Raw genomic sequence first — 18,479 nt, 5'->3', positions numbered from 1 at the left:
TAAATTCCTACCTTTTATTTTCTAAAATCAATACTAACCATTCTATCCTTAATATATCATCGTCGCAAATCATTTTAGGAAATCTTAGTTAATACTGTTCTAAATCAACCGTTACCATCTTCACTATTGCATCAGGATGGGCGGCTTGAACTTCAGCTAGGCTACTAATTTGAGGAGCTTTTTCAAAATGGCCAAGTTTATCATTTAATGTAATTGCCAATCCCAATTTAGCAAAATCCATTGCACTTGCCATGTCTTTTCCCTGAGTAAATGCTTCAGGAAGATCCGGAAAGTCAACTTCAATCTGGTTATTTTTCTGTTGAAAAATTGCTGGATAGCTAACTATTTCCAATTTTTATCCCTCACTTTTCTTTTATTAAAACAATCTGTATTTTACCACGACCGAAATACTGACGAAACTTTTGGTGTAACACAAAAGGCCCTAAAGATTGGCATTGCCAAACTCTGGGGCCATATTTGTATCTGTGGGAGCGTCGACCGACCGCTGTCACACTTCCCCCTAGCCATTAATTCATCGTAACTTACTACTTCGCAACAATGTTAACGATTTTGTTTGGCACGACGATAACCTTTTTAACGTCTTTGCCTTCAGTAAACTTTTGCACGTGTTCATCAGCAAGTGCTAGCTTCTGCGCTTCTTCACGGTCAATATCCTTTGCCATCTTGATCTTTGAACGAAGCTTTCCGTTAACTTGGATAATCATTTCAACTTCGTCTTCTTCCAATGCCTTCGGATCATAGGTTGGCCATGGTTGATAAGCAATTGTATCACTAACGTTAAAGTGACTCCATAATTCTTCAGCAACATGAGGAATTACTGGTGAAATCATCTTAATGAAGCCTTCCATGTATTCAACTGGAAGATCATCAGCCTTAAATGCTTCATTAACAAAGACCATTAATTGAGAGATGGCAGTATTAAAGTGCATCCGTTCATAATCTTCAGTAACTTTCTTTACTGTTTGATTATAAACCTTCGTTAACTTACCATCATTGAAAGTTGAAACCCGATCACGGAGGTGGTTATTTTCATCCATCAATAACCGCCATACACGTTGAATCCACTTATATGAACCGTGAAGGCCTTCTTCATCCCACGGAACAGATTCAGTTAATGGACCCATGAACATTTCGTAAAGACGAAGAGTATCAGCTCCATACTTTTCAACAATGTCATCTGGGTTAACAACATTACCCTTAGACTTAGACATCTTCTCATGGTTAGCACCAAGAATCATTCCTTGGTTAACCAACTTCATAAATGGTTCCTTGGTTGGCACAAGTCCCAAGTCGTATAGGACCTTGTGCCAGAACCGGGCATAAAGAAGGTGGAGAACTGCATGTTCAGCCCCACCAACATACAAGTCTACTGGTGACCAGTAATCAAGAGCTTCTTTTGACGCAAATTCCTTATTGTTATGGGGATCAGTGTAACGAAGCCAGTACCAAGATGAACCAGCCCATTGAGGCATTGTGTTAGTTTCACGGAGGCCGTGCCGACCTTGCTCGTCATAAACATTGACCCAGTCTTCGACATTAGCCAATGGACTTTCCCCCGTACCCGATGGTTCAATATTATCGGTATCTGGTAATTTCAATGGTAATTCATCTTCTGGTACCAAGGTTGTCCGCCCATCGTCCCAGTGAATTACTGGAATTGGTTCACCCCAGTAACGTTGCCGACTAAAGATCCAGTCCCGCAAACGGTAATTAACTTTCTTATGACCAGCATTATGTTCATCAAGCCATTCAATCATTTTCTTTTTGGCATCTGCAATGTTTAATCCATCCAAGAAGCCAGAATTAATGTGTTTACCATCACCATCAAAAGCGCCTTCTTCGAGATCAGCCCCTTCAATGATTGGCTTAATTGGCAAATCAAACTTCTTGGCAAAATCGTAGTCACGTTGATCGCCAGATGGAACTGCCATTACAGCACCAGTACCGTAAGAAGCTAAAACATAGTCACTGATCCAAATTGGTAATTTTTCACCATTAACTGGATTAATAACGTATGAACCAGTAAATACCCCAGTCTTATCCTTATTTAAGTCAGTCCGTTCAAGATCAGAACGACGGGAAGCTTCTTCTTGGTACTTCTTAACTGCTTCCTTATTTTCTGGAGTAGTTAATTGATCAACTAATTCTTGTTCAGGGGCAAGGACAACATAGGAAGCTCCAAATAAGGTATCTGCACGAGTAGTAAAGACTTCAATCTTAGTATCTTCATCACCAGCAACTGGGAAGTAAACAGAAGCACCTTCTGAACGACCAATCCAGTTACGTTGCATTTCCTTAACACTCTCTGGCCAATCAACCAAATCAAGATCATCAATCAAGCGGTCCGCATAGGCAGTAATCTTCAAAACCCATTGCTTCATTGGCTTCCGGTAAACGGGGTAACCACCACGCTTGGTTTTTCCATCTTCAACTTCTTCATTAGCAACAACGGTTCCCCCCATAAAGTCTGGGGCCCAGTTAACCATGATCTCACTTTCGTAAGCCAAGCCCTTCTTATAGAGTTGTTCGAAAATCCATTGAGTCCACTTGTAGTATTCAGGATCCGTTGTGTTAACTTCCCGGTCCCAGTCATATGAGAATCCGAGTGATTGAATTTGGTTACGGAAATGATCAATATTCTTATTAGTAAAACTCTTTGGGTTGTGACCAGTCTTCAATGCATATTGTTCTGCTGGTAAACCAAAGGCATCCCAACCCATTGGGTGTAGAACATTGTATCCTTGCATCCGCTTCATCCGTGACATTACATCAGTAGCGGTATAACCTTCTGGATGTCCAACGTGGAGTCCCTGACCTGATGGGTAAGGGAACATATCTAAGGCATAGTACTTCTTTTGATCTTTGTTCAAATTAGCCTTAAATGTTTCATTCTTTTTCCAGAAACGTTGCCACTTATTTTCAATGGCAGTATGATCGTAAGCCATATCTTTCTCTCCTTTATTTAATAAACAATTTTCCTGTTTAATCGTATTAAAAAAGTCCCGTAGAAAATTTATTCTACGAGACGAAACAATTCCGCGGTACCACCCGAATTCCATGAACTAATCATGACACTTCACGCCATAACGCAGCAAACGTTACTACCTACTCTAATTTCAGCAGTAATTTTCTTGGACGAGTTCATTATTAATAATCCCCGTGTTCCCAGCACCACACGATCTCTGAAGAATTAAGTAATAACTACTATTTCCAATCTGATCAAATATTTAATGATATTCTAACAATCAACATTCTCAAATGCAAGTACCGCTTAACCGAGAATCTCCTTCAATTCATCAACCTTATCTAGTTGTTCCCATGGTAGTTCAACATCTGTCCGCCCAAAATGACCATAAGCAGCAGTTGGTTCATAAATTGGTCGCTTCAATTCAAGCATCTTAATAATCCCGGCAGGACGAAGATCAAAGACTTTACGCACTGCGGCAATTAACTCTGCTTCACTCCGCGTACCAGTACCATAAGTATCAATTGAGATTGAAACAGGTTCTGCCACACCAATAGCATAAGCCACTTGGATTTCAAGCTTCTTTGCGTAGCCAGCAGCAACCAAGTTCTTAGCGATATAACGGGCAGCATAACTAGCTGATCGATCAACCTTAGTTGCATCCTTACCAGAAAATGCTCCCCCACCATGGTGAGCAGCTCCACCATAAGTATCAACAATAATCTTTCTACCAGTTAAACCAGCATCCCCTTGAGGACCACCAATAACGAAACGACCGGTAGGATTAATGAAGTATTTAGTTTGATCATCTAGATATTCAGCTGGAATCACAGCTTTAATAACTTGTTCCATAACATCCTTCTTGATTTGGTCAAGTGAGACTTCTGGATCATGTTGTGTACTCAAAACAACAGTATCAACACGTAAAGGTTTGTCATTTTCATCATATTCAACAGTAACTTCAGCCTTTGCATCTGGACGCAAGTAAGGGATTACCTTGTCCTTCCGTAACTTAGCAATTCGTTGCATTAATTTATGACTAAGCACTAATGTCAATGGCATGTATTCTGGCGTTTCATCAGTTGCATACCCAAACATTAACCCTTGATCACCAGCACCGATTTGGTCAAGCGGATCAACCCCACCTTCACGAGTCTCAAGAGAGTCATCTACCCCTTGCGCAATATCAGGTGATTGTTCATCGATTGCGGTAATCACAGCACAATTATCAGCATCAAAGCCATACTTACCGTCAGTATAACCAATGCGCCGAATAGTATCACGAACAACCTTCTGAATGTTGACGTAAGCTTTGGTGGATACTTCACCAAAGACTAGTACAAGGCCAGTTGTGACAGAAGTTTCGACAGCGACCCGTGAATCCGGATCTTGTTCAAGCATTGCGTCTAAAATCGCATCACTGATTTGATCAGCAATCTTATCAGGATGTCCCTCAGAAACAGATTCTGAAGTAAATAAATGTTTTTCTACCATGTGTATTAATTCCCCCATATGCAAGTTACAATTGAAACATTTAGTGGTTACAAGGCATCTTCACAGTAATTGTGAATCCTATCGGGAATTTGCTTTATAACGTCAACCATCTTAGCATAATTCACTTGCTAGATTCAAACATAAATTTCTCACTATTCACGAGCATTAACCATTCCAACCGCCGTCATAAACGAATAAGCAGTCGTTGGTCCAATAAATTGAAAACCATCCTTTTTCATTTTCTGGGCCATTTTCTTTGATTCTGCTGTTTGAGCAGGAAGTTGCTTTCCATTTAAGTGGAAACGTTGCGGCTCAAAATTAACAAACGACCATACATAGTTATTAAATGTTTCACCATTTTTCAATAGTTCTTGAATTACTTTTGCATTATTAATTGTCGCCATAATCTTTCGCCGGTTTCGAATGATTGTTACATCATTCATTAAGCGCTCAAAATCATCTCGACCAAATTTAGCAACCTTTACTGCATCAAAATAGGCAAACGCAACATCAAATGCCCCTTCTCGTTTCCAAATCGTTGACCAGGATAACCCAGATTGAAAAAGTTCTAGTGTCAACATTTTAAATAATTCACGATCATCATGTTCAGGAAGGCCCCATTTTGTATCATAATAATCGCGCATTAGCTCAGATGTTTCAGCCCATAAAGGACGTTTCACAGTCATTTAATCACCCCATTAAGTTTCCTATATATACAGGACGAGATAATTAGGCTTTTGCATCTTTTTTAGCGGTATTTTTCAAGGCCAGGGCCATAAACAACCCAATTATTTCGACAAAAAACATTGTCAAAAATACGTAATGGTAACCATTTAGAGCAGCACTTAGGCTCCCCATCCCCCGGCTAAGGTTATGACTTGTTACCGTCGTTAAAATAATCGTTGAAACAGCAACCCCAGTAGAACCAAGGACCTGACGAACCGTAGTAATTACGGCAGTCCCATGAGGAACAAGTTCATTTGGTAAGGAATTAGCCCCTAAAGTAACAGCAGGCATCATAACAAAGGCATTCCCACCTTCAATTACCATGGCACAGAAAATCATGATCCATAAACTCATTCGGTTAATTAAGAATAAGCCAGCAAACCAACCAGCAACAATCATTACCATCCCTACTAGCATTGTCGGCTTAAAACCAATCTTATCGGCTAATTTGCCTGTTAACGGGTTAAGGATACTTAATAATGCTGCTCCAGGAACTAGTGACATCCCGGAAACAAACGGGCTAACTTTAAGAACCCCTTGATAGTAAAGTGGGAAAATAATTGTTGTCACGATCAGGGCAATATAAGAAATTGAAGTTAGCAAAATCGCTAAATCGTAGTTAAAGGTCTTCATTACCCGGAGCTCTAACAATGGTTCCTTAAGGTGCAACTGACGAACACAGAACCAAATAATTGCTAAAATACTGATAATTAAGATAATTCCACTAATTCCCCAGTTAGCTTTTGCCTTTCCAAATTGGTCAATAACATACATAATCCCAATTAACCCAATTGATAGGAAAACAGAAAGCCAATCAAGACTGCTTTCGTGTCGTTGCATAACATCGCGAATAAGGCCAGAACCAGCCATAATAATGATCACGGTGATGATAATCATAAAGAAGATAAATAAACTCTTCCAAGTAAAGAACTTAAGGAGAATTCCGGAAACAATTGGACCACAAGCCAGTGCTGAGCCCATTACCAAGCCGGCGATTCCCATTGTGGTTCCCCGTGCATCACGCGGTGTTATTTCCAGCAATACTGATTGATACGACGGGAAGAGCACTCCTACCGCGAAGGCTTCCATCGCCCGACCAATCATCATAAACCAGAATCCAGAAACTCCCCAATTAGCTGGAGTTAAAATAATCATCAATGAACCAATGTCAAACAAGGCTAACGCGCCAATAAACATGGTCTTAAAATTAAGATTATTCAACATCCACGGACTAATTGGCATACTAACGCACATCACAAGCATGAAACCAGTAGTTAACCACTGAACCGTTGATGCTGAGATCCCGAACGCCCTCATTAACGTTGGATAAGCTGTTGACAATGAAGATTGACTAATCGACATTGTAAACGTCCCAATTAATAGTGTAAAAATAAACCAGAACCGACTATATGGTCGGCCATTTTGATCAATTGACTTTCTCATCAAATCCCCTTCTTTAGAATTATTATCAATAATCAAAGCCCATTATAAAGTTTGAATTCACAATTGTAAATGTTATACTTAATGTAAATTAAATCTTCTAAACTAGTGAGGTGAGTAATTTGGCTGAAGCAGAATTTGATCGTGCAATTGAGCAATTAAGAGAAAATCACGTAAGGGTTACTCCCCAACGAAAAACGATTCTAAACTATTTGATAACACATCATACCCACCCAAGTGTGGAAATGATCTACGAGGATCTCAAAGACAGTGTTGACAATATCAGTATGGCAACCGTTTATAACACGTTAAAACTATTTGTCGACTACAACTTAGTAATCGAACTAAAGAATGGCGATGGTAGCACCCATTATGACTATTTTGGTCATCCTCACTACCACGTTATCTGTGATAACTGTGGTCAGATTACCGACGTTTTTGATCCTCACTTTACCGAGATTAGTAAAGAATTAGCACTCATGACAAGCAATAAAACTGGTTACCTTGTTACTGGTAATAATATCGAAGTTCATGGAATCTGCCCCAATTGTCAAAGAAAACTGCATTTAAATCGCTAAACAATCAATATTACGACGATTTTATCCAATCAAATTTAAAAGGTGTCTCTCAACTAGAAACCACTTCAGGCTTCTAATTGAGAGACACTCTTTTTATTTCTTAGGTTGTGATAATGAAGCAAAGGCTAGGACAGCAAACCATATTAGTGTAAATATCAGCGCTCCTAGTGTTTGTTTATTCAAACAAAGGACAATTAAAACAAACCCCAAAAAGACTAATACAAGATAATCAGTAAATGGTGCACCAGGAACCTTAAAAATCCGTTTTTGTGGTTGTGACCGCAGATACTTTAAATGGGTCACCATAATAGTTGCCCAAATAAAAAGAAAACTAGTTGTCGCAATACTCGAAATAACTGTAAAAACGCCACCAGGCATTATCAAATTTAGGATTGCGGCAATTGCAACAACACCCGCAGAAATAATAACAGCAAATGCTGGCACAGAGTTTCGGGATAGTTTACTAATCTTTCTAATTCCTGGTCGATGAGAGGTTGCCGTTAATTCGGCAAGCATCCTACCTGTTGTATAGAGAGAACTATTACATGCTGAGGCAGCCGCTGTAACAACGACAAAGTTAATCAAACTAGCAGCACCACGTAACCCGATATCATTAAAGACCATTACAAAAGGACTTTTTGAAGGTGCTAACCGGTCCCAAGGATAAATACACATAATCACTGCTAAGGCAGCAACATAAAATAAGAGGATCTGAAACGGAATAGCATTTATTGCCCGGGGAATAACGTGCCGAGGATTTTCTGCTTCAGCAGCTGTCATCCCGACCATTTCAATCCCGACAAAGGCGAAGACAACCATTTGAAAGGAAAGAATGAAGCCCTTTGCGCCGGCAGCAAAAAAGCCCCCATTATTAACCAAGTTAATTGGTGAAGCAACATATCCGCCCTTACTCTTAAAACTAATTAGCATCATTCCGATACCAACAAGGACCAAGAGCGCAATTGCAAGAATTTTAATTAAGGCAAACCAAAATTGTAATTCACCAAACGCACTTACAGTAATTAGATTGATACATAGGAGGACAATCAAAGTTAATAGTCCCGGAATCCACTGGGGAACACTCGGAAGCCACAACTGGAAATACATCCCAATGGCTGTAATTTCTGCCATCGCTAATGCAATCCAACACGCCCAATAAGCCCAGCCAGTAATAAAACTTACTCGTGGTCCCAAGTAAACGCGAATTGCATCGACGAATGAGCGGTAATTTAGATCCGACATTAGTAGTTCCCCGAGTGCCCGCATAATCCAAAAGCAGACAATCCCCGTAATAATATAGGCTAATAAGATTGCTGGGCCAGCCGAGTGAATTGCTTGACCAGAACCGAGAAACAGGCCAGTCCCGATCGTTCCTCCCAATGCCATTAGTTGGATATGGCGGCTTTTCAGGCTGCGCTTCATTTTATTTTGCTTTGCCAATGTAGTTCAATTCTCCTTAAAATTTCTCTTAAAAGTTATTAACAAACTATCGCTTTTTATAACCTTTTATTTAATAATGGAAAATAGTTTGTCCGAAAATTTATTTTATACCATTTTTTGTGAAGAGAGGGAATAAATTTGTTACACTGGCTTCCATTTTGTACATACTTAGTCGTTGCAATTATTATCACGATTGATGCTTTTTCCCGTTACCAGCAATTTGGCAAGCGCTTAACAGTCTTCGCCTGTTTCTGCTATTTTGTGATTATTCTTCGCCTCTGTTTAACCCCAATTAGTTTTAGTTTTATTAGTGCCGACCGCAATTTACGGTATTTTCATGGAGTTCCCTACAATTTAATCCCATTCCAGCAAGTCGATTTAGAATGGTTTTTAAACGTTATTATGACGATTCCTTTAGGCATCCTCCTGTACCTGATTGGTAGAAAAAGTCCTTTTGTGGTTATCATTTGCTTAAGTTTTTTATTTAGCTTTTTTATCGAAGGCAATCAATTTGTTTGTGACTTTCTTTTTCAAATTGGCCGAGTTGCTGACATCGATGACATTATTACTAATACGCTGGGTGGTGTTATTGGCTTTTACGGCTTAAAACTGTTCGATCGTGGCATTATTGATAAAATAATTCAACCTTTTTTCCTATCCTAGAAAAGTTTGGTACACTATTATTAATGAGGTGATTATCAATGATTTCAAACGAACAACGGGCCCATGACATTGCCATTGCACTAATTCAAGCTAATGGTAAAGACATGAAGCCAATTGAAGCATATCATGAATATATCAACTATCTCTTACCAATTCTTAAGGAAATCGATAAGGACTTCAAGAATGGTATCAGGGAACATATTTAACGGGAATAACTGGACTCCAAAGATTAGTTTTGCCGATCTTAAAAGCCCAGTCTTTTTTTATTATTCATTGTAATAGCATATTTAAATAACCATTATTAATAAATTTGCGGTATGATTATACTATTAGTGAAAGGAGTTATGAATTATGAATAACATTTCTCATCGACGGTTTGATTGGTTTAGCTTTTTTGTTGGAATTCTATTTATTCTTGGTGGATTTATTTCATTCTCAAGACCAGATCGAACCCTGCAATTATTATCTGTAATTATCGGTGTTGTCTTTATCTTTGATGGAATTTTTGAATTAACAATTCGACGGCGCTTTTTGCGTTCACTGCATGAAAGCTCTGCTTGGGTTGTCGTTCTTGGTGCCTTAAATGTTGTTTTAGGAATCATCTTTATCTTCCATCCCGGATTTGGAACCCTATACATTGCAATTATTTTCGCTGCGTGGTTCATTATCGATTCTGCAATGGAGTTGTCCGTTGGTCGGCTGTTCAAGGGGATTAGCGGAGGTTACTACTGGTTAACCATTATATTTAGTATCTTAGGAATTATCCTTGGTGTAGTCCTCCTCTTAAGTCCAGTTGTTTCAGCATTAACTGTTGTTTGGATTATTTCTGTTTTCTTGATTGTCTTTGGTGTATTAAAGATTGTTCAAGCATTCAATTAGAATAAAAAAGAGACGCTAGCATTCGGATTTACCGAACACTAGCGTCTTTTTTCTATTTTTAATTAGTCAATCTCAATTCGGGTATCATCGTCACTTTCAGCTTGCTTCTTTGGTAAGGTAAGTGAAAGAACACCATTTTCATAATGAGCTGTAATGTCTTTCCGTTCAACATCTGGTAACCGATATTGACGACTCATTTGTCCATAACGCCGTTCACTGTGAAGAAGGTGGTCTTCCTTATCATCCCCCTCATCAAAGGTGTGGCGATATCCGGTAATAGTTAAGATATTATTTGCATAACTAACATGAATGTCCTTCTTATCGAAGCCTGGCATATCAATCTTAACCTTGTATTGTTTATCATTTTCTTCAATATCAGTCTTCATATGATCTTCGACCGGTGTGAAATCTGAAAAGAAATCATCATTCATCAAATTCCGCATGTTATCCAAAAAGTTATTCCGACGCGTTAAATCGTTAGCCATAAATAAAGCTTCCTTTCCGTTAACTTGAACTTGATTACACTTATTACCTTAATCATTCATTGCAAAAGTGCAACTTTTTAGCATTTTTACTTGAGAATGCTAAAAATAATTTTCCCTAATAAATGGTTTTACCATCAAAGGGCTTACTTATATTTTAAACGATCTTCTAATTCTCCCCAAGAAATAAGCATTTTAAATTTGTCTTACGTGAAATTATAATCATGTATCAATCAGATGTATTTAATTAGAAAGAATGTTAGGATCAAATTGTAAAAATTTAAGGAGGGATTTTATGAGCACACTAAAATTAAGTCAAGTAACCGTACCAGCAATTGGTGTTGGAACTTGGAACATTGGCGAAGATCCAACTAAGCATAGTGATGAAGTAAAAGCGATCCGGACAGCAATCGATGCTGGAGCAACGGTAATTGATACTGCGGAAATGTACGGTCAAGGACGAGCAGAAAAAATAACTGCTGAAGCTCTAGCACCCTACTCTCGCGAAAAGCTTTTTTTAATTGATAAGGTCCTTCCAGAAAATGCTAGTCATGCAAAATTGGAAATTAGTTTGGATCGTAGTCTTAGACTGATGCAAACAGATTATTTTGACCTTTACCTCCTTCATTGGCGCGGAACTGTTCCGCTTGTCGAAACAGTTGAAGAATTAACAAAAATGCAAGACAAAGGGAAAATTCGGTATTGGGGTGTTTCAAACTTTGATACAGACGACATTAAAGAACTATGGTCACTCCCTAATGGTAAGAATTGCCTAGCAAATGAAAATCTTTACAACTTAGATGAGCGTGGAATTGAGTATAATCTTTTGCCATTAATGCATCAGGTAGGAATGCCACTCATTGCTTACTCCCCACTTTCACAGGGAGATACTATTTCAGGCAAATTAACTGATCATCCACTTATCAACGAGTTAGCCCATAATCACCACGTAACCGTATACCAAATAATGTTGGCCTGGACTATCCGTAATCACCATACATTAGCCATTCCAAAAGCTGCTAGTCCGGTTCATGCAAAAGAAAACGTTGAAGCTCTCGACATCAGTTTTACCGCTGATGAACTCGAGGCTCTTGCTAAAGCGTTTCCAAAGCCTACAACAAAACAACCATTAGCAACAATTTAAATATAAAAAGCTTCAAGAGTATTAATTAATAAACTCTTGAAGCTTTTTATCAAGCTCTTTGAGAAATTACATAATCGAGATCTGATCATCTTTAGGCTGACGAGCATTAATTGCTGCACGGAAAATTGGCATTGGTTACTCCCTGAATCTCTGCAGGATACTGCATTGCTAAAAACAGTTCCCTTCTTGCTCGCTCATCAACAGGCATTTCAAGTATAAAAATATCACCTTGGGTAACGTGATAATTAGGATGTCCCATAATAGTTTGTGATAACGTCGATTTTCCTGTTCCGCTTGGTCCCATAATCGCATAAATTTCCCCAGTTTACATTTTGAGGTTGATGTCCTTTAGCCTTCTCTTTTTGCTGGTGAGTGTCCTCATCTTCAACTGCAATATGAAGATTTTTATCTGTAAAGTTACAATATCTACTGTTCACTCCCTAATCAAATACAATATCATGATGCCAATTAGCTACTTTACCAGTTTCATCCTCTTATGGAGAAAAAGATTAGGCTTAAAATAAAAAGCATGAGGCTAGGAAGAACATTTTGTTTTTTCCTAGCCTCACACTCTTAGTTAATTAATTATTTAGTTGCCTTAGTCAGTGCATGCTGACCAAGAAGGTTAATAAAGTTAAATGGACGGTCAAAGTTAGGTTGGAAAAGCATATCAACCATTGCCATAAAGTTAATCGTATTCCGGTTTTGAATCATTACGGAAACTGCGTTAGCATACATGGAAATATCATAAGTACTCATAAATTGGGCACCAAGAATTTGGTTATTACTCCGATCCCAAACAACAGTACCAATAACTTTCGCATTTGTTGGCATAAACTCTGGACGGTAATTATCCTCAAAGGTTACAGCATCAGCATCAAAGCCGGCTACTTTAGCACTTTCCAGTGTCATCCCAGTTGAAGACATTGAGTGATCATAGAGTTGCAACCCTGACGTTGATTGTGTTCCCATATACATCATCGTGTTACCAAAAAGGTTTGTTCCTGCAATTACCCCCTGCCGAACTGCGTTAGTAGCCAACGGGATGTATGCTTCTTTATTAGTAGGATTATAGTGAACCGCTACTGCATCTCCAGCACCATATACATCTGGATTAGAAGTTTGCATGTAAGCATTAGTTTTGATTGAACCATCTGCATTAAATTCCAATTGTCCTTTAAAGAGACTAGTATTTGGCCGGAATCCAATACATAAGATTGCCATATCAGCAGAATAGTTACCATGGTTAGTCTTAACAACAACATTACCATCATCATTCTCCTCAAAACCAGCAACTAATTCGTCAAAAGCCAACTTAACATTATGCTTTTCAAAATCCTTAGTAACAATATCAGTGTACTTTTGATCATAATACTTACTAAGCAATCGATCATTACCATCAATCAAAGTAACATTCTTATTTTGCTTACTATAAGCTTCTACCAGTTCAACACCAATGTAGCCCCCACCAATAACAACAACATTTTTAGCATCTTTTGCTACTTCAAATAATTTCTTAGCATGATCATAATTCTTACATAAGTAAACATTTGGGTTATGAATACCAGGTAAGTCCGGAATAATTGGCCAAGAACCAGTGGTTACCACTAATTTATCATAGTGATCTTCTGTTACATCACCGCTATTTAAATCCTTAACGGTTAATGACTTCTTTTTAAGATTAACGCTAGTGACCTCATGTTCCAACTTTACGGTAGCGCCTAGCTCACCCAAAGTTTTTGGACTTGAGTAAAACATATCATCAATATTCTTTGTGACACCGCCTAAATAAGTAGCAATTCCACATGACAAAAATGAAATATTATTATTTTTTTCGTAAATAGTAACTTCAGTACCCGGATGATTAGTCAGCACTTGATTAGCTGTAATTGTCCCCGCATGAGTACATCCAATGATAGCAACCTTCATTCTTATTGCCCCCTAAACTAAAAGATAATCTGGTTCACATCTTTATAATGTTACTACATTCACAATTATAACCGATTACAATTAAAAATGCATCCTTAGGCGATATCATTTAAAATGATAAACTCGTTTTAGGGGCATTCTCCCTCCCTAAAACAAGTTTACTTTATTCGGCGACATTACTCGAATCGTATTCGCAGAAAAGCCTTTAGAAACAACAAAATCCCACTCAAGAGCTTTCTGCACCTAAGCGGGATAAAGTCGTTGTCTTACAGGACTTATTGCCCTGTTCTCACTTTATTTTAGTACCAACCGTGTGATTGCCAAAAGGCTTGTGCTTGACTCCAGGAGCCATAACGACTAGCTACGTATTGGTCAGCTACTCGTTCTTGGTTAGCTGCAGAGTAGTCACCATTTAAGTATGAAGCAGAGAGTTGGTACTTACCAATGTATTGACCATTCGTAGCACCGTAGTTTCCACCTGATTCACGGGCTGCGATCCAAGCCTTAGCGGCTGCATCATTACCAGCTACACTTGAAGTGTAGTTACCGTTATAACTTGCTGCATTGCTTGCTGAAGTAGTTGCGGTTGCAGTTTGGGTTTGGGCAGCTGTGTTGTTAGTAGTAGCTGCTGAACTAGTTTGATTGTTATTTTGGGTGGTTGTGTTAGCTGAAGGTAATGTTTCAACTTGCTTTTCAGTAGCAGGAGCAACTTCACCGTCATCCATAATTACTAACTTTTGACCAACGTAAATTAAGTTCTTGTTAGCAATATTGTTATTTGAGGCCAAGGTATCAACAAAAGTCAAATCATGACCTAATTTGTAAGAAATCCCAGAAAGGGTATCGCCTGCTTGAACAGTGTAAATACTGTCGGCGCTAGCGGTGGTTGCAGTAGCAACAGTACCTAAAGCGACGGCACCGGCAATAGCTGCTGTAATCTTAGCTGCTTTCTTAGATAACTTCATAAAAAAATCAATCCATCCTTTTCTTTTGTAAGTTTGTAAGTAATATGATGTTAATTGTTTTGGAAAATGATGTTCTATATATCATCAACGCTTATATACTATACAGGGTCATCGTTACGGACCGGTTACCATGACTTTTCAAATTTAGCCATATCTGTAATTTTTTGTAACAAACATACATGTTTTTCTTATATATTTATTGATATCAACTAGAAAATCACTGATACATCAACGTTTTTCGCTAGCCCTAAACTTTTCCTTCACCATTTTGAAAATCATTTAAATATCTTCCAATTTTTACTAAAGTTATTGATTTTAAGCTAAAAAAAGCCCTATAACACTGAAATGTTACAGGACTATTACAAAAATTAATGTTTTTGTAACTTTAAACTAGTTATTCATTAAGACATCAAGCAATTCTGATGCAGATTCTTTCAATGCATCCTTCGATTTATCGTTACCAAGGTGGGTAAAGATTTCACCAACGTAAACACCTTTATTGAATAATTCAGTGAAGACCCTATCGATAATTGGCTTAGTTTTTTCTGGTTCTTGTACTGGACCAAATGGGTTGGCAAAGAAAGTCTTACTCATCCCCACTTCATCAGTTGTTCCAAGAGCCTTCCGCTGACCAGCAACAAAGACCTTCTCAGCTTCTTCCTTCGTGTCAAAACGATGAATACCTACCTCATCACTGTAATTATTAGCATAGAGCCACATATCAATATGGTGAGGCTTAATAACATTTTGATAAGTATCTGCAGGAATAATAACTCGGGCATTCTTCCGTTCTGGATTCAGGTATACCCCTCGGTCCATGTTATTAAACGCAACCGCACTACTTAAATCATCTAGCCGAACAAAAGCACCGGTTTCTGTCCCTTGAGCATAAATACGACCATCATCAGTAAGGGTAAAGCTTCCCATATCATCAAAAATGGTTTCCATGCTAACAATCTTATCATCAGCTAATTCTTGCAATGCTTCAATAGATTCAGACTTTCCGGCACCTGAATCACCAAAGAAGACAACGTTCTTTTCCTTACCATTAGTAAACTTGATCTTCAACATTGAACCGTGAATTGGTAAACGACCATTATCGATTTGGTGAAGGTTGTGCAAAGTTAAGCACATCTTCTTCATGTAACCAAAGTAGGTAGTCTTATCAGTATATGGAACTTCACCGATCCAAATATTGTTCTTTTCGTCATGGTAGTAGTGTGAAACCATGCCTTCTGTCTTTTCAAGGCCAAAGAGAACAACCAAGTCTGGTTTTTGACCTTCAATTTCCTCAGGTGAAGCTAATTCAAAAAGGTTAGAAAGAGCAATTCCGTTTACAAGGTAGTCAACATTAAAGTAGATAAAAGCAAGGCTTTCCCCAATCTTAGCTGGGTAACAATACCATTTTCCCCGTTCTCCATGAAAACGATCTACTGGGTTTTCCTTAACAGCAGAAAAGACCCCTTCACGCTTGTTACTCTTAGTATGCATCATCATTGGCGGCCGAAGCATTACAGTATTGATGAAATCAATGTCACGTAATTCTTCATAACCAGCAGGAATTTGCCAATTATGCTGTTGAACTAAAATAGTAGCGTTTGTTGCGGCATTAACTTGCCGGTATGTCCGGTTTTCAAAGCCCTGAAGTTTTTCTTCAAGAATCCGATAAAGCTTCCGTACTAAATCATTAAACTGGGTATCAATTGTCCGGAACTCATTTCCAACAATTTTATTATCGTTGTAATTAATAACGGATACCCGCAATAATGAACGATAATATGAATATAATTCTTCGACACTCTCTAGAATATCTTTTGGATCGTATTCATCAAAAGCATTGTCATCATCTACAAGGATCTTTTTTAATACATCAATAAATTTGTCAATACTAGCATTATCAAAGGCATCGTCATCACTATCTGGATTACGTGAATCCAAGTATAATTTAACAATGCGCTTTACTTCATCACTATTAATTAATGCAGGAATATCAGTAAAGTAGTTTTGACTGTAATTTAAGGTAGCCACTCCCCGTTCAGGGTTTACATATAGTGACTTAGTATCAATAATCTGACTATCTTTTGACATTGATCTCATCCTTTCATCTCCATGTGTTTCCATTATAATATAACTTTTAAGGAAATGATGAAAAAGATATTAATATCTTTTTCATTTTACAATAATGAGCTTGGTATTTTGTCTCGAAGAAAGCGATTTCCTAACTGTGCTAAAATAAATAACAGAAAATGAATTTAAGGAGTTGTAAATAATGAAGATAAATTGTAATGATACTTTAGCTGTTTCCCTCCACCGGGTTCTAAATGCCGATTTAAATGAACATGGAACCGTGTTTGGTGGACGAATCCTTGAATTAGTTGATGGTGAGGCTTCTGTTGCAGCAATGCGGGTAACTCGTTCCACAGTCGTTACCGCAACAATGGATCATCTCCAGTTTTTCCAACCATTCCATCTCCAAGATTCAATGTGTATGGAAGCATACGTTACGGGACTTGGCCATCGCTCACTCGAAATCTTTGTTAAAGTTATTGGTGAGAACCTTAAAACTGGTGAAAGATTCGTTGGCTTTTCATGCTTTATTACCTTCGTAATTCAAGATCCAAATAAGTTCATTCAATACGATCAGGTAATCCCTCAAAGTGCTGAGCAAAAAGCAATGATCGCTGGTTATGAAACCCGAAGAAAATATCGAAAAGAAATACGAAAGAACCAAGCGCGATTCGTTAACTTAATTAGTACAGATAAGCCATGGAAAACACAAAATTAATACTTCTATTAAAGAAAGCCAAAGTCTAGTATCACTAAACTTTGGCCCTTTTCAATTAATATCCTATTCTAATTTCACAGCCGTTCCATAAGCAGTCACAGTTAAATTATTAGAGTCAAAGCGCATTGATACTATAACATCAGCACCTATTTTTTGAGCTTCTTCTCGTAAAACTTTAACCGCTTGTTGCTGATCAACTGCAGTTCCAAAAACCATTCCAATAATTCGATAATTATGTTCTGGAATATTCTCTGTCGTGGTTAGCACAATTTCATCATGCTTTGTTGATGTTACTTGCTTCTTCTTTTTATGTCCCTGATCAACAAAGCCCGCAAGACCACGATTAATTCCCGCACCATACATTTTTTGTGCACGTTCAATTGCTGATTGGTCATTCTTTGATTTAAATAGCATTTTATACTCCAAAATTATCTGAGAATTATGGTTCCTATTATAGCGCAGGAAAGTCCTTTAGAAAAACAAACTCCCGACAGTGTTGAAAAAACACCACTGTCGAGAGAAATATATTATATAGCTAAATGTATTCCTCAGAAGTTTACTCAGAACTAGCAAACTCCTTCCCAGTCAACATCCCTAATATGTGTTTGCAGGGAAGTCCTGTTCACGCTTTATTTTAGTACCAACCATGTGATTGCCAGAAGGCTTGTGCTTGACTCCAGGAGCCATAACGACTAGCTACGTATTGGTCAGCTACTCGTTCTTGGTTAGCTGCAGAGTAGTCACCATTTAAGTATGAAGCAGAGAGTTGGTACTTACCAATGTATTGACCATTCGTAGCACCGTAGTTTCCACCTGATTCACGGGCTGCGATCCAAGCCTTAGCGGCTGCATCATTACCAGCTACACTTGAAGTGTAGTTACCGTTATAACTTGCTGCATTGCTTGCTGAAGTAGTTGCGGTTGCAGTTTGGGTTTGGGCAGCTGTGTTGTTAGTAGTAGCTGCTGAA

General features: G+C 38.2%; 18 protein-coding genes, 1 pseudogene, 1 riboswitch and 1 other annotated feature. Of the genes and pseudogenes, 6 read left to right on the top strand and 13 right to left on the bottom strand.

Features of this window, described 5'->3' with window-relative positions; genetic code table 11:
- Positions 1-88 precede the first annotated feature (88 nt).
- The 5 genes from H5R64_RS07395 to H5R64_RS07375 all read right to left on the bottom strand — a co-directional run bounded on the left by H5R64_RS07395 (position 89) and on the right by H5R64_RS07375 (position 6,649).
- Positions 89-352: a type II toxin-antitoxin system HicB family antitoxin gene (locus H5R64_RS07395; protein WP_182581698.1), complete on the bottom strand. Its 264-nt coding sequence runs from the start codon at positions 350-352 to the stop codon at positions 89-91.
- Positions 353-545: 193 nt separating this feature from the next.
- Complete coding sequence (gene leuS, locus H5R64_RS07390; RefSeq protein ID WP_182583192.1) at positions 546-2,966, bottom strand: leucine--tRNA ligase; 2,421 nt, start codon at positions 2,964-2,966, stop codon at positions 546-548.
- Positions 2,967-3,039: 73 nt separating this feature from the next.
- Positions 3,040-3,250: a binding site (T-box leader), on the bottom strand.
- Between the two features lie 42 nt (positions 3,251-3,292).
- Positions 3,293-4,480 carry a methionine adenosyltransferase gene (gene metK, locus H5R64_RS07385; RefSeq protein ID WP_182583190.1) on the bottom strand — a complete coding sequence of 396 codons (1,188 nt, stop codon included), beginning with the start codon at positions 4,478-4,480 and terminating at the stop codon, positions 3,293-3,295.
- A riboswitch (SMK box riboswitch) is annotated at positions 4,478-4,585 on the bottom strand. It overlaps the preceding gene by 3 nt.
- Positions 4,586-4,632: 47 nt before the next feature.
- Positions 4,633-5,166, bottom strand: a complete 534-nt coding sequence (locus tag H5R64_RS07380) for a DNA-3-methyladenine glycosylase I (RefSeq protein WP_182581701.1) — start codon at positions 5,164-5,166, stop codon at positions 4,633-4,635.
- A 43-nt stretch (positions 5,167-5,209) separates the two neighbouring features.
- The gene (locus tag H5R64_RS07375) at positions 5,210-6,649 is read right to left on the bottom strand and encodes an MFS transporter (protein ID WP_182581702.1); all 1,440 of its coding nucleotides are present in this window, start codon (positions 6,647-6,649) and stop codon (positions 5,210-5,212) included.
- 119 nt (positions 6,650-6,768) lie between these two features.
- Here H5R64_RS07375 and H5R64_RS07370 point away from each other — a divergent pair, with 119 nt between their 5' ends.
- Positions 6,769-7,224 carry a Fur family transcriptional regulator gene (locus H5R64_RS07370; protein WP_182581703.1) on the top strand — a complete coding sequence of 152 codons (456 nt, stop codon included), beginning with the start codon at positions 6,769-6,771 and terminating at the stop codon, positions 7,222-7,224.
- Positions 7,225-7,317: 93 nt separating this feature from the next.
- On the opposite strand, the gene H5R64_RS07365 is transcribed toward H5R64_RS07370, so the two are convergent.
- Complete coding sequence (locus H5R64_RS07365) at positions 7,318-8,646, bottom strand: amino acid permease (protein ID WP_372456598.1); 1,329 nt, start codon at positions 8,644-8,646, stop codon at positions 7,318-7,320.
- A gap of 156 nt (positions 8,647-8,802) precedes the next feature.
- On the opposite strand from H5R64_RS07365, the gene H5R64_RS07360 reads away from it, so the two are divergent.
- The 3 genes from H5R64_RS07360 (at position 8,803) to H5R64_RS07350 (ending at position 10,206) form a co-directional block, all read left to right on the top strand.
- On the top strand, positions 8,803-9,327 hold the full coding sequence (locus H5R64_RS07360) for a VanZ family protein (protein WP_182583188.1): 525 nt from the start codon (positions 8,803-8,805) through the stop codon (positions 9,325-9,327).
- A 38-nt stretch (positions 9,328-9,365) separates the two neighbouring features.
- The gene (locus tag H5R64_RS07355) at positions 9,366-9,533 is read left to right on the top strand and encodes a hypothetical protein (protein ID WP_182581706.1); all 168 of its coding nucleotides are present in this window, start codon (positions 9,366-9,368) and stop codon (positions 9,531-9,533) included.
- Between the two features lie 145 nt (positions 9,534-9,678).
- Complete coding sequence (locus tag H5R64_RS07350) at positions 9,679-10,206, top strand: HdeD family acid-resistance protein (RefSeq protein ID WP_182581707.1); 528 nt, start codon at positions 9,679-9,681, stop codon at positions 10,204-10,206.
- A 62-nt stretch (positions 10,207-10,268) separates the two neighbouring features.
- On the opposite strand, the gene H5R64_RS07345 is transcribed toward H5R64_RS07350, so the two are convergent.
- On the bottom strand, positions 10,269-10,691 hold the full coding sequence (locus tag H5R64_RS07345) for an Hsp20/alpha crystallin family protein (protein ID WP_182581708.1): 423 nt from the start codon (positions 10,689-10,691) through the stop codon (positions 10,269-10,271).
- A 292-nt stretch (positions 10,692-10,983) separates the two neighbouring features.
- Between H5R64_RS07345 and H5R64_RS07340 the strand changes: the two genes are divergently transcribed.
- Positions 10,984-11,832: an aldo/keto reductase gene (locus H5R64_RS07340; RefSeq protein WP_182581709.1), complete on the top strand. Its 849-nt coding sequence runs from the start codon at positions 10,984-10,986 to the stop codon at positions 11,830-11,832.
- A 69-nt stretch (positions 11,833-11,901) separates the two neighbouring features.
- On the opposite strand, the pseudogene H5R64_RS07335 reads toward H5R64_RS07340, so the two are convergent.
- From H5R64_RS07335 to H5R64_RS07320, 4 genes and pseudogenes are all read right to left on the bottom strand, one after another.
- Positions 11,902-12,269 (bottom strand): annotated as a pseudogene (locus H5R64_RS07335) (ATP-binding cassette domain-containing protein); the annotation flags it as partial.
- A 148-nt stretch (positions 12,270-12,417) separates the two neighbouring features.
- Positions 12,418-13,761 carry an FAD-dependent oxidoreductase gene (locus H5R64_RS07330; protein ID WP_182583186.1) on the bottom strand — a complete coding sequence of 448 codons (1,344 nt, stop codon included), beginning with the start codon at positions 13,759-13,761 and terminating at the stop codon, positions 12,418-12,420.
- A 299-nt stretch (positions 13,762-14,060) separates the two neighbouring features.
- Positions 14,061-14,726 carry an aggregation-promoting factor gene (gene apf / locus H5R64_RS07325; RefSeq protein WP_182581711.1) on the bottom strand — a complete coding sequence of 222 codons (666 nt, stop codon included), beginning with the start codon at positions 14,724-14,726 and terminating at the stop codon, positions 14,061-14,063.
- A 390-nt stretch (positions 14,727-15,116) separates the two neighbouring features.
- Positions 15,117-16,814 carry a phosphoenolpyruvate carboxykinase (ATP) gene (locus H5R64_RS07320; RefSeq protein WP_182583184.1) on the bottom strand — a complete coding sequence of 566 codons (1,698 nt, stop codon included), beginning with the start codon at positions 16,812-16,814 and terminating at the stop codon, positions 15,117-15,119.
- Between the two features lie 178 nt (positions 16,815-16,992).
- Here H5R64_RS07320 and H5R64_RS07315 point away from each other — a divergent pair, with 178 nt between their 5' ends.
- Positions 16,993-17,511, top strand: a complete 519-nt coding sequence (locus H5R64_RS07315; protein WP_182581724.1) for an acyl-CoA thioesterase — start codon at positions 16,993-16,995, stop codon at positions 17,509-17,511.
- Between the two features lie 63 nt (positions 17,512-17,574).
- Here H5R64_RS07315 and H5R64_RS08725 read toward each other — a convergent pair whose 3' ends face one another.
- Positions 17,575-17,925, bottom strand: a complete 351-nt coding sequence (locus H5R64_RS08725; protein WP_372456632.1) for a heavy metal-binding domain-containing protein — start codon at positions 17,923-17,925, stop codon at positions 17,575-17,577.
- 220 nt (positions 17,926-18,145) lie between these two features.
- Positions 18,146-18,479: aggregation-promoting factor C-terminal-like domain-containing protein (locus tag H5R64_RS07305; RefSeq protein ID WP_456085621.1), on the bottom strand; the 334-nt coding region annotated here is incomplete at its 5' end.

This window comes from Limosilactobacillus fastidiosus (assembly GCF_014145505.1).
Taxonomy (GTDB): Bacteria; Bacillota; Bacilli; order Lactobacillales; family Lactobacillaceae; genus Limosilactobacillus; species Limosilactobacillus fastidiosus.
Note: the sequence above shows the minus strand (reverse complement) of the source record. Positions and strands in the feature narration are given on the sequence as shown.

Bases quoted from the DNA above. Each gene is read 5' to 3' on its own strand.
- H5R64_RS07340 (WP_182581709.1), top strand. From the start codon at position 10,984: ATGAGCACACTAAAATTAAGTCAAGTAACCGTACCAGCAATTGGTGTT.
- H5R64_RS07345 (WP_182581708.1), bottom strand. From the start codon at position 10,691: ATGGCTAACGATTTAACGCGTCGGAATAACTTTTTGGATAACATGCGG.
- H5R64_RS07365 (WP_372456598.1), bottom strand. From the start codon at position 8,646: ATGAAGCGCAGCCTGAAAAGCCGCCATATCCAACTAATGGCATTGGGA.
- H5R64_RS07320 (WP_182583184.1), bottom strand. From the start codon at position 16,814: ATGTCAAAAGATAGTCAGATTATTGATACTAAGTCACTATATGTAAAC.
- leuS (WP_182583192.1), bottom strand. From the start codon at position 2,966: ATGGCTTACGATCATACTGCCATTGAAAATAAGTGGCAACGTTTCTGG.
- H5R64_RS07380 (WP_182581701.1), bottom strand. From the start codon at position 5,166: ATGACTGTGAAACGTCCTTTATGGGCTGAAACATCTGAGCTAATGCGC.
- apf (WP_182581711.1), bottom strand. From the start codon at position 14,726: ATGAAGTTATCTAAGAAAGCAGCTAAGATTACAGCAGCTATTGCCGGT.
- H5R64_RS08725 (WP_372456632.1), bottom strand. From the start codon at position 17,925: ATGCTATTTAAATCAAAGAATGACCAATCAGCAATTGAACGTGCACAA.
- H5R64_RS07375 (WP_182581702.1), bottom strand. From the start codon at position 6,649: ATGAGAAAGTCAATTGATCAAAATGGCCGACCATATAGTCGGTTCTGG.
- H5R64_RS07355 (WP_182581706.1), top strand. From the start codon at position 9,366: ATGATTTCAAACGAACAACGGGCCCATGACATTGCCATTGCACTAATT.
- metK (WP_182583190.1), bottom strand. From the start codon at position 4,480: ATGGTAGAAAAACATTTATTTACTTCAGAATCTGTTTCTGAGGGACAT.
- H5R64_RS07350 (WP_182581707.1), top strand. From the start codon at position 9,679: ATGAATAACATTTCTCATCGACGGTTTGATTGGTTTAGCTTTTTTGTT.
- H5R64_RS07330 (WP_182583186.1), bottom strand. From the start codon at position 13,761: ATGAAGGTTGCTATCATTGGATGTACTCATGCGGGGACAATTACAGCT.